The following is a 12,032-nucleotide window of genomic DNA, read 5'->3' as shown; positions in this document are numbered from 1 at the left end:
TCTCCTGGGTCACTGGGACAGCGCGACGGGGAAGGCCCGGGTCATCCGGGTGCTGACGATGTCGTCGACCAGCGCCAGCTCGCCGGCCGCGCCGAGGGTGGGGAAGCGGCGACGCAGCCGAGCCAGGCCGATCGCGAGCTCGGCCCGGGCCAGGAAGGCCCCGACGCAGCGGTGCAGGCCCTGACCGAAGGCGAAGCCGGCGACGGCGTTGCCCCGGGCGGGATCGAAGCGGTCCGGATCGGGGAACATCCGAGGATCCCGGTTGGCCGCCGCGATCATCGGCCGCAGGTCGGCGCCGGCCGGGATGTCGACGCCGCTGAGCACCAGATCCCGGGCCGCGATGCGGGGAATCGGCGTGAACAGCTCGACCACGCTGTGCCGCAGCACTTCGTCGGCGAAGGCCAGCCCCGCCTGGTGGTCGCCGTCGAGCCGGCTCGCCTGGTCCGGGTGGTCGAACAGGGCCAGCGCGCCGTGGTCCATCATGCTGGCCGAGCTCTCGAACCCGGCCAGCCAGAGCAGCCACAGCACGCCGAACAGGTCACCCGGCGCCGGCTCGTCGGGGGTGCCGACCAGCGCCGAGATCAGGTCGTCGGCCGGCTGCCGCCGTTTCCGTGCCGCCAGATCGCGGAAGTACACGTCGAGCAGTTCGGTCTGTTCGTCGGCCAGGACCATGCGCTGTTCGTCCGCGCTGGCAATGCCGTCGGAAATGTGCAGCACCGTGGCGGCCAGCCACCGCCGGTCTGATTCCGGCACGCCCAACAATTCGGACAACACCTGCAATGTGACCGGTTCGGCCCAACAATGATGCAGATCGACGGATTCGCCGTCCAACAGCGGCTCCGCGATCTGCGCCAGGACCTCGTCGGTTATCGCGCCGATCCGGGCGCGGAGGCCGTCGACCCGGTGCGGGGTGAAGGCCCGTCCGATCAGTCGGCGCAGGCGCGTGTGCTCCGGCGGATTGGCCATCACCATGCTGTCCAGCAGCACGCGCATCGACCGGTGCCGCTGGGCCGCCGGGAACTGCTCGGACAGGCGGGCGCGGTCCGGCCGGTGGACCAGGTCGTGGCCCGAGAGCTGGTCGACGTCCGAATAGCGGCTGATCAGATAGAAGCCCTTCCTCGTGCGGTGCACCGGTTGCTCGTCGAGCAGCCAATGCAGAGTCGGCACCGGATCCGCGCGAAATTCGGCCGACGAGAAAACGGTCAGCACATCGGGCTCGGTGGTCACCGGCGGACTCATGCCTAGCTCCATTCGTGAATGGCGAGGTCGGGGCTGGCGATATTCGGAGCCTAGCTCCGTACGGCAGAGGAGCCGGTCCCCGATGGCCGATGAGTCATGCCGGTTCCGCGCCGGGGTGAATCCCTTGGCCAGTACCGGGCGCGCCCCGGTCGACCGCGACGTATGCTCCGCGGCCGCGTGTCGGTCAGGCCGGATGTTCGGCGAGCCAGGAGCGGATCTCCGCCCGTGAGCTCAGCGACAATTTGCCGCGGATCCGCCGGAGCCGGTATCCGACGGTCCGGACGCTGATGCCGAGCTGGTCGGCGATCTGCTCGTTGGTGCGGCCCTCGGCGACCAGCACGGCGACCTGGCGCTCGCCGTCGTCCAGGTCGCGGTCCCGATCGTCGGGCAGTTCCGGCAGGACGTCGTCCAGCGCGTAGGAGATGAGCTGTGGCACGGTCAGATGGCGGGCCTGGTCGGCGATCTGCGCGACCCGCCGGCGGCCGAGTGCCTGCTCGGCCACGGCGAAGGACTCCTTGACCTGGTGGCCCCAGAACGGTTCGACGTGGATCTTGTCGGCGTGCCGGACGGCGTCGGCGGCGCCGAACAACGCGACCGCCCGCGTGAACTGTCCGCCCCGCTGGGCCACCACGGCGATGCCTTCGACGGCGAGGATCTGCCACCAGCTGTCGGGCGCTTGGCGCAGCGCCCCGCGGAAGTAGGTCTCAGCCTGGTCGTTGTCGCCCTGACCGATCGCGACGGCTCCGGCCGTGCAGTAGATCCGGCAGATCGCGTGCACCGCCGGCCGACCCTCGACCGCCGCCACCGCCTCGCCCATCAACGCCGCGGACCGGTCCAGGTCGCCGGCCACCAGGGCGACCCAGGCCAGCCCCTGGCGGGCGACGGCCGCGGCGATCGGTTGGTCCGCCGTCAGCTCCACACACCTGGTCAGATGATCCTCGGCATCCTGGAGTCGCCCGACGGCCGAGAAACAGGTGCCGAGTGAATAGCGGGCACCGGCTTCGGCCAAGGGTGACCCGAGCTGTTCGGACAGGGCCAGCGCCTGCCCGAGCAGCTCGATGCCCTCCTTCGGGTCGCCGTTGAGCGTGGCGAGCGCCCCGGCGTAACGCAGCAGCAGGCAACGGGTCTCGGGGTCGCTGCCGGGCCGGGCGAGCGCGGCGGTCAACAGCTTGCGGCCCTCGGCCAGATGTCCCCGATAGAGCCAGCCCAACGCGGTGGCGATGGACAGCACGGCGTTTCTGGGGTCGTCGGTCGCTGCCGTCCAGCGAACGGCGGCGAGCAGGTTGTCCACCATGGCCCCGACCACGGGCAGCACGTCGTAGTCGAACCACAGCGACTGCCGCGCCAGCGGGGCGGTGAGCTCGGCCAGCCAGGCGACCAGGCGTTCCTTGGTCGCGTCCGTCTCGCCGGAAGCATCCAGGCGCTGCCGGGCGTAGAGCCGGACGGACTCCAGCTGACGGAACTGCCCCGGTTCCGTGCTGGTGAGCAGCGACTTCGTGCGCAACTGGCCCAGCAGCTGGAAAACGTGGTCGGCGTCCAGGTCGGTGTCCGCGCACACCGCGGTCGCCGTGCCCAGGTCGAAGCCGCCGGTCAACACCGACAGCCGCCGGAACACCACCCGCTCCTCGGGGCCGAGCAGCTCGTATCCCCAGTCGATGGCCTCGCGCAGGCTGCGGTGCACCTGCCGGGACTGCGCCGAGCGGCGGTTCGTGGTCAGCAGTTCGAACCGGTGCGACAGGTGCTCCCGGATACTCGGCACGGGCAGCACCGGCACCCACCGCGCCGCGAGTTCGATCGCCAGCGGATTGCCGTCCAGCTCCGCGCAGATGGCCACCACGTCGGCCGCGTTCTCCGGCGTGATGGCGAAATCGTGCACCAGCGCCCGCGCCCGGTCGACGAACAGCCGGGCGGCGTCGACCGACTGGGTGCCGGGTGCGGTCACCGACAGGCCGTCCACCTGGAACACCGCCTCGCCGGGGATGTCCAGGGGCTCTCGGCTGGTGGCGAGCACCCGCAGTTCGCCGCAGCGGCGCAGCGCGGTGGCGACGAAGTCGGCGCACGAGTCGACCAGGTGCTCGCAGTTGTCCAGCAGCAGGGCATGGTGGGATGACCGCAGCGTGGCGAACAGGGTCTCCGCGATCGGCGTGTCCGGCCGCTCCCGCACGCCCACGGCCGTCGCGACGGCCTGGCTCACCAGGTCGCCGTCGTCAACGCCGTCCAACAGCACCAGCGCCACCCCGCGCGACCACGACCCGGGCAGGCGACGGGTGAACTCCATGGCCAGGCGGGACTTTCCGACGCCGGCCGGACCGACCAGGGTCACCAGGCGGTGGTGCCGGAACAGCTGCCGGATCCGCTCGATCTCCGGCCGGCGGCCGACGAAGCTGTCCAGCGGCGCCAGCACCGCCCCCGGCGCGTCCGGGTCGAGCGGCCGGGGCTGCGCCGCGTCGTCGCGGGTCTGACCAGCGGCGATCACCCGCGCCCGATACGCCCGCTGCCGGCAGGCGTTGGAGCAGTAGCGCGATCCGTTCTGCGCCGCGGCAGGCCCGCCGCACACGGCGCAGCGCGCCCGGTCCGTTGAGAGCGGTGCCGCCATGTCCCCGGGCTCCTCTCGGACCTGAGCCGACCGCACAGCGCGGTCACCGCGACACCTGCCTGCGGCCTACAGCCGATATTACGCGCCGTCGCGATGGAGAACAGCCTGTGACCGAGCAGCCGTTGCTACCCGGGCGGCTGGCAGTTGCCCTTGTCCGGGCTGGCAGCCCAGGGGCTGACCCCGACCTTGCCCGTGTTGCCGAGGTCGATCGGGCCGTCGGGCTTGCGGGTCTGCCAGGGCTGGCCGCTCGCCGGCGCGACGTCGAAGTACGTGCCGCTGGTGGCGACGACGGTCGCGTCGGTGACGGTGTTCTTCCACAGCACGGTGGCTTCGGCCTGCTGGCCCGGCGCCAGGGTGACCGTGGTCGGCGGGTGCTCCAGATTCGGCACCAGCGCGACCGCGTCGGCGCCGTCGCGCACGTCGACCTCGATGGGCTTGTGGTCCTCGTCGAGGACCCGCAGCGCCGGGTAGCCGGTCACGGTCAACGGGGCGCTGCCGCAGTTGGCGAGGCGGATTGGAACCGCACGCAGTCCCGATGCCGCGTCGGTCACGCCCAGGGAGATCAGCGGCCCGTGCGGCGGTTCCGGCTTGGTGGTGGTCGTCGTTGTCGGCTCCGGCGGGGGCGTGGGTGCTGAGCAACCCACCAGCAGAACGCCCGTGCCGAGCAGGAAGAGGTGGCGGAGCTTCACCTGATCAACTCTGCCATGCCGGCCGGACCGGCCCGCGCCGAAACGCGTGATTACCCGGAGTGCGGAGGCCGACCCGCCATGTAGCCGATCGTCTACGGACCGGACCGGCCGGCGTGCTCCTCCGGCCAGGTGGTCTGCCGGCCCGCGGATCGGCGTGCCTACCGTGGGTCCACAGTGCATCGCCGGGCGACGACCAGGCGCACATCCAATTGCGCGACCACGTGGAGTGTGAGTTGGGGATGGCCACTGATCTCGGTCTCACCATGACCGACAGCGCGGTGAAGGAACGGCTGGAATCGACGATCGCGGTCGCGGGCCGGTGCGGAGTTCCGTGGCTGGACGCCGGAATGCGGCCGTTGCTGACGCGGCCGGGGAAAAGGCTGCGGCCGGCCCTGGTCTTCGCGGCCGCCGCCTGCGGGCCGGACGTCGACACCGACGCCGCGGTCAACTGCGCCGCGTCCGTAGAGCTGATGCACCTCAGTTCGCTCATCCATGACGACCTGATGGACGAATCGGTGTCGCGCAGCGGCGTGCCCACGTTGCATGTCACCGTTGGGCGGGACGCGGCGATTCTCGGCGGCGACTACCTGCTGGCCGCGGGCGCCCGGCTCGCGGCCGAGGTTTCCGCGGTGGCTGCGCGAGCCTGGAGTGGCGGGTACGAGGATCTGTGCGCCGGTCAGGCCCGTGAAATGGCCAACTGCTACCGGATCGACACCACGCTGGACGAGTATCTGGCTGCCGTGCAAGGAAAGACGGCGGCGCTGACGAGCCTGGCGTGCCGGCTGGGCGGCCTCTGCGGCGGGCTCTCCGAGCCGGAGACCGACGCGCTCGCCGACTTCGGCGACGCGTTCGGCATGGTCTTCCAACTCGTCGACGACCTGATGGATCTGGTGTCCACCGAGCACTTGTGGACCAAGCCGGTCCGCCAGGACATGGTCAACGGGGTCTACACGGCCGGTGTGCTCGCGGCGCTGGCCCGGCCGCAGTCGCCGTTGCGGGATCTGTTGGGCGAGCGGATGACTCCGGAGCAGGTCGACACCGCGCACGAGTACGCGCTCGATATCGGCGCGACGGCCACGCTCGATCTGATCGACGACTACGTCGGCCGGGCCGAGAGCGCGCTGGGTGTCTTGCCGGCGTCCACGGCGCGGGCTCGGTTGTCCGGACTGCCACGCCGTTACGTGCTCGGAGTCGTCGAGTCCAAAGTGGCCCCCGTATACCGGCGGCTGGTCACGCCGTGGACGCCGACCGTGAACTCGCAAGCCGGCTAGGCCGACAGTCCATCATGGACAATGGGAGCGATGTCGATGCGCGAACCGAATGATGTTGCGGCCGATGCGGCCGTGGTCCGTGCCGACGTGGTCGCGGCGGACGGGAAACAGCTCGACGGTGTTTTCGTCGCCACCGAGGCGGCCGGACCGGGGTGGGTGCGGCGATGTCCGACAGCGCCGGTGCTCGCCGGTGAGCTGGCCCGACGGGGACTCGCCGCCCGTCTGGTCCGGCTGCACACCGATCCGGCTGATACCGGTTGGCTGACAACGGATGCCGATTCCGCCGACGCGCTGCGCGCGGCGGTCGACGCCGGGCGTGCGGTCGCGTTTCTGGGTGGTTCCGGCCTTGCGGACTCCGCTGTGGACGCGGCGCTGGACGCATGGCGGGCCGCCGTCGGACCGCGCCAGATCCTGTTGGCCGGCCCGCGATCGTTCTGCGCCGGCGTGGAGCGGGCCGTCGAGATCGTCGAGCGGGTGCTGGCCCGGCACGGCAGTCCGGTCTACGTGCGCAAGCAGATCGTCCACAACGTGCACGTCGTCCGCGATCTCGAACAGCGCGGGGCGATCTTCGTCGACGAACTGGACGAGGTGCCGCCGGGCTCGACGGTCGTCTTCTCGGCGCACGGTGTCGCACCGGCGGTCCGGGAGCAGGCGCGGCAACGGCAGTTGTCGGTTGTCGATGCAACCTGTCCGCTGGTGACCAAGGTGCACAGCGAGGCGAGGCGGTTCGCCGCCCGTGGCGACACGATCGTGCTCGTTGGCCACGCGGGACACGAGGAGAGCGAGGGCACGCTGGGGGAGGCGCCCGACCGCATGGTGCTGGTGGAGAGGGAGGAAGACGTCGAACTGCTGGAGATCGACGGGCCGGTGTCGTACCTGACCCAGACGACGTTGGCGGTGGACGAGGCCGGCCAGGTCGTGGACGCGCTGCGCGCCCGGTTCCCGCAGTTGACCGGGCCGGGCACCGAGGACATCTGTTATGCGACCACGAACCGGCAGGACGCGCTGCGGGCCGTCGTCGTAGACGCCGAACTGGTGCTGGTGATCGGCTCGGCGAACTCGTCCAATTCGCTGCGGCTGGTCGAGCTGGCCCGGCGGCAGGACACCGCGGCCCACCTCATCGACGACGCGGCCGACATCGACCCCGGGTGGCTGGCCGGTGTCCGCACGATCGGCCTGACCGCGGGCGCGTCGGCGCCGCCGCGGGTGGTGGCGGACGTGATCGAGGCGTTGAGCGGCTTCGGCGCGACGACCGTGTCGGAGCGGCGGACCGTGGACGAGACAGTCCACTTCGGACTGCCGAGGGACATGGCCGGAGGCGGGCGATGACGCTGTTGGATTCGGTACGACGCCCCGAGGACCTGCGCCGGTTGGGCCGGGCCGAGTTGGACGGTCTCGCGGCCGAGATCCGGCGGTTCCTGATCGACACGGTTTGCCGCACCGGCGGCCATCTCGGCCCCAATCTCGGCGTGGTCGAGTTGACCATCGCGCTGCACAGGGTCTTCGACTCGCCCGAGGACCCGATCCTGTGGGACACCGGCCACCAGGCGTACGTGCACAAGCTGCTGACCGGTCGGAAGGCCGACTTTGGCACACTGCGGCGGGACGGCGGCCTGTCCGGTTACCCGAGCCCGGCGGAGTCCCCGCACGACTTCATTGAGAACTCTCACGCCTCCACCGCCCTGTCCCATGCCGACGGTCTGTCCCGGGCGTTCGCGCTGACCGGTCAACACGATCGCACGGTGGTCGCGGTCGTCGGCGACGGGGCGATGACCGGAGGCATGTGCTGGGAGGCGCTGAACAACATCGGCGCGGAGCGGCGCCGTCGCCTAGTCATCGTGCTCAACGACAACGGCCGGTCCTACGATCCGACGGGCGGTGGGTTCGGCGCCCACCTCGCCGACCTGCGGGCCGGCGGCGGGCGGGTGCCGGCCCTGTTCTCCCTGCTGGGCCTCGGTTATCTCGGCCCGGTCGACGGACACGACATCGGCGCGGTGGAGGCCGCCTGCCAGCAGGCTCGTGACATGGCGGGGCCGGTCGTTGTGCACTGCTTGACACACAAAGGTTTCGGCTATCCGCCGGCCGAGAACGACCAGGCCGACCGGTTCCACGCCATCGGCGTCGTCGACCCGGCGACCGGGCAACCGACCTCGGCCAAGCCCACCACGTGGACCGACGTGTTCGGCGCGGAGATCACGAAGGCGGCCGCGGGTCGTCCCGACGTGGTGGCGGTCACCGCCGCCATGCGCGGACCGACCGGTCTGGGCGAGTTCGCCCGCCGGTTCCCGGATCGCTTCGTCGATGTCGGCATCGCGGAGCAGCACGCGGTGACCGCGAGCGCGGGGTTGGCGACCGGTGGCGTGCATCCGGTTGTCGCGGTATATGCCACGTTCCTGAACCGGGCGTTCGACCAGGCGCTGATGGACGTGGCGCTGCACCGGAAACCGGTCACCTTCGTGCTGGACCGGGCGGGCGTGACCGGGGAGGACGGGCCGAGCCACCACGGCATGTGGGACCTGTCGGTGTTCCGGCTGCTGCCCGGCATCCGGATCGCCGCGCCCCGGGACGCCCAGACACTGGCCACCGAGCTACGAGAGGCGCTGTCCACAGTGGATGGACCAACGATGTTGCGGTTCCCCAAAGCGGCGGTCGGGGCGGCGATACCGGCGGTGGAGCGGGTGCGTGGCCTGGATGTGCTGCGCGAGGACGCACGGGCCGATGTGCTCGTCGTGTCGGTCGGGGCCATGGCGGCCACCTGTCTGGACCTGGCCGGCATCCTGGCTGAGCACGGCATCGGCGCGACCGTGGTGGATCCACGATGGGTGGTGCCGGTCAATCCGGCACTCGCGGACCTGGCCGCGGCGCACCGCCTGGTGGTCACCGTGGAGGACAACATCCGGGCCGGTGGAGTGGGGTCTGCGGTCTCCGAGTCGCTGGCCGAGCACTGTGTCCGCACACCGGTGCGGGTTTTCGGTCTCGCCCCCGAATTCCTGCGTGCCGGCCGGCGTGATGCCCTGCTGGCTGAACAGGGTCTGACCGCCGGCCGGCTGGCCGAACAGATCCGCTTCGCGTACGCCGGGCTCAGCTCGGCCATGGCCCCGAAGGCGGTGGTCTAGATGCCCGCCGATGGTGTTCTCCTTGGTATGCCTGCGATCCCGCCTCCGGTGCTGAGCGGGCGGCGGCGGACCCGGCAGCTGCACGTCGGCTCGGTCGGCGTCGGCAGTGACTTCCCCGTCTCGGTCCAGTCCATGACCACCACGCTCACCGCCGACGTGAACGCCACCCTGCAGCAGATCGCGGAGCTGACCGCGGCCGGCTGCGACATCGTGCGGGTGGCGTGCCCGTCGCAGGACGACGCCGACGCGCTGCCGGCGATCGCGAAGAAGTCCTCGATCCCGGTCATCGCCGACATCCACTTCCAGCCCAAGTACGTGTTCGCCGCGATCGAGGCCGGCTGCGCCGCGGTCCGGGTGAACCCGGGCAACATCAAGAAGTTCGACGACAAGGTCCGCGAGATCGCGCAGGCGGCCAAGGACCACGGCACGCCGATCCGCATCGGCGTCAACGCCGGTTCGCTGGACCCGCGGCTGCTGCAGAAGCACGGCAAGGCCACCCCGGAGGCGCTGGTCGAGTCGGCGTTGTGGGAGGCGTCGCTGTTCGCCGAGCACGACTTCCACGACATCAAGATCTCGGTCAAGCACAACGACCCGGTGGTCATGGTGCGGGCCTACGAGCTGTTGGCCGAGTCCTGCGACTATCCGCTGCACCTGGGGGTGACCGAGGCCGGCCCGGCGTTCCAGGGCACGATCAAGTCCGCGGTGGCGTTCGGGGCGCTGCTGCGCCAGGGCATCGGCGACACCATCCGCGTGTCGCTGTCGGCGCCGCCGGTGGAGGAGATCAAGGTCGGCACGCAGATCCTGCAGTCGCTCAACCTGCGTCCGCGCAAGCTGGAGATCGTGTCCTGCCCGTCGTGCGGCCGCGCGCAGGTGGACGTCTACAAGCTGGCCGAGGAGGTCACCGCCGGTCTGGAGGGCATGGAGGTGCCGCTGCGGGTCGCGGTGATGGGGTGTGTGGTCAACGGTCCGGGGGAGGCCCGCGAGGCCGACCTGGGTGTGGCCTCGGGCAACGGCAAGGGGCAGATCTTCGTCAAGGGCCAGGTCGTCAAGACGGTGCCGGAGCACCAGATCGTGGAGACCCTGATCGAGGAAGCGATGCGCATCGCCGAGACAGTGGAGGAGTCGCAGTGAGCGCCGAGCCACTGCGCCGCACAGTTCGGTTCAAGAACAGGGAAATGACCCTGACCTGGCTGGACCCGGCGAGACTGCCCGACATCGAACGTATCAGCGCGGCCAGCGTGGTGCCGTTCACCCCGGCCGGCGACATCGTGCTCGCGAAGCTGGCGCGGGGCTTGGAGATTCCCGGCGGCGAGGTGGCCGAGTCCGACCCGGACGTGGAGGCGACGGCCCGTCGCGAGGCCTGGGAGGAAGCCTGCGTCGTTCTCGGCGCACTGGTGCCCGTGCAGCTGATCGAGGTCGACTGCCCGGGAGCGCCGGACCTGCTCCGGCACGTGGTGGTGTACGCGGGGCACGTCATCCGGATGCCGTCGTTCGTGCGGCGGCACGAGTCGTCGGGGCGGGTGGTCGTCAGCCCCGACGAGTACGTCGAGCGGGTGCGGTTCGGCCGTCCCGACGACCGCCGTCTCCTTGTCGCACAGGCGAAGGCGGCCGTCGGGATCGACTGACTACCGGTCCGGGTGGGTTCGCGCGTACCAGAAGCAGACCGCGGCGAGCGTGGCGTCGACGACCCGGTACGGGGTGTAGAGCACCTTGCCGATCCAGAGCTCCGGATGGACGTCGTCCACGCCGCTCCAGTGCTCGTGCACGAACCGCATCCCCCGGTGCAGAGCCGGTTCCACGTGCGGATGCCCGGAAACGACGGCCAGCAGGGCGAGCAGCGCGTATCCGGTCTCCTCAAGGGTGCCGTCGCCCAGCCCCCAGCCGCCGTTGTCGTGCTGGGTGGCCAGGATCCAGTCGACGGCCGCGCCGCACAGCTGCTCGTCGAGGCCGTGCAGCACGGGAACGGCGTGGCCGGTCGGGTACAGCGGCGACAGGTGCCACTTGTCCACCCAGTACGCGTCGGACAACCTGGTCGACCGCAGGAGATCCAGCACGATGTCGATCTGGCGGGCGAGGCCGGTCCGGTCCAGCGCCAGCGCCCCCAGCACGTGCACGTTGGTGCTGACCGAGATACCTCGCTCCAGCTCGAAGGTGGCATAGCCGGACGGGGTCTCGAACGCGCTCAGCACGTCGAGGTCGACCGGATAGCCGCAGTGCGCGAGCACCGGCAACACCACGCCGGTGTCGTCGGCGTCCGGCGGCAGGCCGGCATCCGGGCCGATGCCCCGATCGGTGATCGCCGCCGCCAGCCGCCCGACGTGCGGTCGCAGCTCGTCGACCGGCGCGCCGCACAGCAGGTAGGCGTTGAACGTCCAGGCGTCGTCGAAGGTCCGGTACGGGTACACCGTGGGCATCGCGCCGGTGCCGGTGGCCCGCAGCGCGGTGTCGAAGTAGTCCATGGTGCCCGGCTGGGGCAGCACCCGGTGGGCCGCGGCGGTGGCCGCGGGGGAGAGGCCGAACGAGCCGTCCGGCGCCTGGAGACCGGGCAGGGCGGAGCTCGGCCACCGGTCGCCGAAGGCTTCGAGCGAGTGCAGGAGAGTGGTGATCCGGTTGAACGCCTTGGCCGGCACCTTGGCCATCTTGTTCGCGTGTTCGTCGGCCACCCAGGCGAGCTGGTCAACGGGCGGTCGCAGGCCCAGATCGCCGGCCTGGGACAGCAGTGTGGGCACGATCAGCTCGAAGCCGATGGTCTCGTGCGGGTCGCCCGGCTTCAGCGTAGGGGCCGCCTGCCGGAGGAACCGCATACCCCGCTCGATGGTGCCGGCGACGTCCGGCACGTCGGCGGGATGGTCGCGGGCGAGTTCGGCGAGCGCGACGGCGGCGGCCAGGGTGCACACGAAACGGTCGTAGGGGGCGAATACCGTTGCGCCCCAAGACCCGTCGGGGTGCTGGTTGGCCCGGAGCCAGTCGAGTGTGGACGGCAGCAGCGGTTCGGAGCCGTCGGGCGTGCGCAGTGTCGCCACCATCGCGGTGTCGTAGGCGCTGGGAGAGATCCTGGTGACCTTGGGCTCGGGCAGGTACTGGCGTACGCGTCGCACGGCTTCCGGAAGCCGCATCGGGG

General features: G+C 70.9%; 9 protein-coding genes. 5 read left to right on the top strand and 4 right to left on the bottom strand.

Annotated elements, in window-relative coordinates; translation table 11 throughout:
* Positions 1-9: 9 nt before the first annotated feature.
* From JJ691_RS16325 to JJ691_RS16315, 3 genes are all read right to left on the bottom strand, one after another.
* Entirely contained in the window at positions 10-1,239 is a 1,230-nt protein-coding gene (locus JJ691_RS16325) for a cytochrome P450 (RefSeq protein WP_211769606.1), read from the bottom strand.
* Positions 1,240-1,423: 184 nt separating this feature from the next.
* Positions 1,424-3,835 (bottom strand): ATP-binding protein, encoded by a 2,412-nt coding sequence (locus tag JJ691_RS16320; protein ID WP_211769605.1) that lies wholly within the window; start codon positions 3,833-3,835, stop codon positions 1,424-1,426.
* 125 nt (positions 3,836-3,960) lie between these two features.
* On the bottom strand, positions 3,961-4,524 hold the full coding sequence (locus tag JJ691_RS16315) for a DUF4232 domain-containing protein (protein WP_211769604.1): 564 nt from the start codon (positions 4,522-4,524) through the stop codon (positions 3,961-3,963).
* Between the two features lie 239 nt (positions 4,525-4,763).
* Between JJ691_RS16315 and JJ691_RS16310 the strand changes: the two genes are divergently transcribed.
* Genes JJ691_RS16310 through JJ691_RS16290 form a run of 5 tightly spaced genes read left to right on the top strand, consistent with a single transcriptional unit; the run spans position 4,764 to position 10,536 of the window.
* Complete coding sequence (locus tag JJ691_RS16310; RefSeq protein ID WP_211769603.1) at positions 4,764-5,795, top strand: polyprenyl synthetase family protein; 1,032 nt, start codon at positions 4,764-4,766, stop codon at positions 5,793-5,795.
* 36 nt (positions 5,796-5,831) lie between these two features.
* Entirely contained in the window at positions 5,832-7,124 is a 1,293-nt protein-coding gene (ispH, locus tag JJ691_RS16305) for a 4-hydroxy-3-methylbut-2-enyl diphosphate reductase (RefSeq protein ID WP_211769602.1), read from the top strand.
* Positions 7,121-8,911, top strand: coding sequence for a 1-deoxy-D-xylulose-5-phosphate synthase (locus JJ691_RS16300; RefSeq protein WP_211769601.1), 1,791 nt, complete (start codon positions 7,121-7,123; stop codon positions 8,909-8,911). Before ispH ends, JJ691_RS16300 begins: the two co-directional genes overlap by 4 nt.
* Positions 8,912-8,938: 27 nt before the next feature.
* Positions 8,939-10,042, top strand: coding sequence for a flavodoxin-dependent (E)-4-hydroxy-3-methylbut-2-enyl-diphosphate synthase (ispG, locus tag JJ691_RS16295; protein ID WP_211769600.1), 1,104 nt, complete (start codon positions 8,939-8,941; stop codon positions 10,040-10,042).
* Positions 10,039-10,536 carry an NUDIX hydrolase gene (locus tag JJ691_RS16290; RefSeq protein WP_211769599.1) on the top strand — a complete coding sequence of 166 codons (498 nt, stop codon included), beginning with the start codon at positions 10,039-10,041 and terminating at the stop codon, positions 10,534-10,536. Before ispG ends, JJ691_RS16290 begins: the two co-directional genes overlap by 4 nt.
* Here JJ691_RS16290 and JJ691_RS16285 read toward each other — a convergent pair whose 3' ends face one another.
* Complete coding sequence (locus JJ691_RS16285) at positions 10,537-12,027, bottom strand: prenyltransferase/squalene oxidase repeat-containing protein (protein ID WP_211769598.1); 1,491 nt, start codon at positions 12,025-12,027, stop codon at positions 10,537-10,539.
* Positions 12,028-12,032: the final 5 nt, after the last annotated feature.

Source organism: Kutzneria sp. CA-103260 (assembly GCF_018263855.1).
Lineage (GTDB): Bacteria > Actinomycetota > Actinomycetes > Mycobacteriales > Pseudonocardiaceae > Kutzneria.
Note: the sequence above shows the minus strand (reverse complement) of the source record. Positions and strands in the feature narration are given on the sequence as shown.

What these genes read in the sequence shown, in the direction of transcription:
- JJ691_RS16325 (WP_211769606.1), bottom strand. Translation starts at nt 1,239, where the DNA reads ATGAGTCCGCCGGTGACCACCGAGCCCGATGTGCTGACCGTTTTCTCG.
- JJ691_RS16320 (WP_211769605.1), bottom strand. Translation starts at nt 3,835, where the DNA reads ATGGCGGCACCGCTCTCAACGGACCGGGCGCGCTGCGCCGTGTGCGGC.
- JJ691_RS16310 (WP_211769603.1), top strand. Translation starts at nt 4,764, where the DNA reads ATGGCCACTGATCTCGGTCTCACCATGACCGACAGCGCGGTGAAGGAA.
- ispH (WP_211769602.1), top strand. Translation starts at nt 5,832, where the DNA reads ATGCGCGAACCGAATGATGTTGCGGCCGATGCGGCCGTGGTCCGTGCC.
- JJ691_RS16300 (WP_211769601.1), top strand. Translation starts at nt 7,121, where the DNA reads ATGACGCTGTTGGATTCGGTACGACGCCCCGAGGACCTGCGCCGGTTG.
- ispG (WP_211769600.1), top strand. Translation starts at nt 8,939, where the DNA reads ATGCCTGCGATCCCGCCTCCGGTGCTGAGCGGGCGGCGGCGGACCCGG.
- JJ691_RS16285 (WP_211769598.1), bottom strand. Translation starts at nt 12,027, where the DNA reads ATGCGGCTTCCGGAAGCCGTGCGACGCGTACGCCAGTACCTGCCCGAG.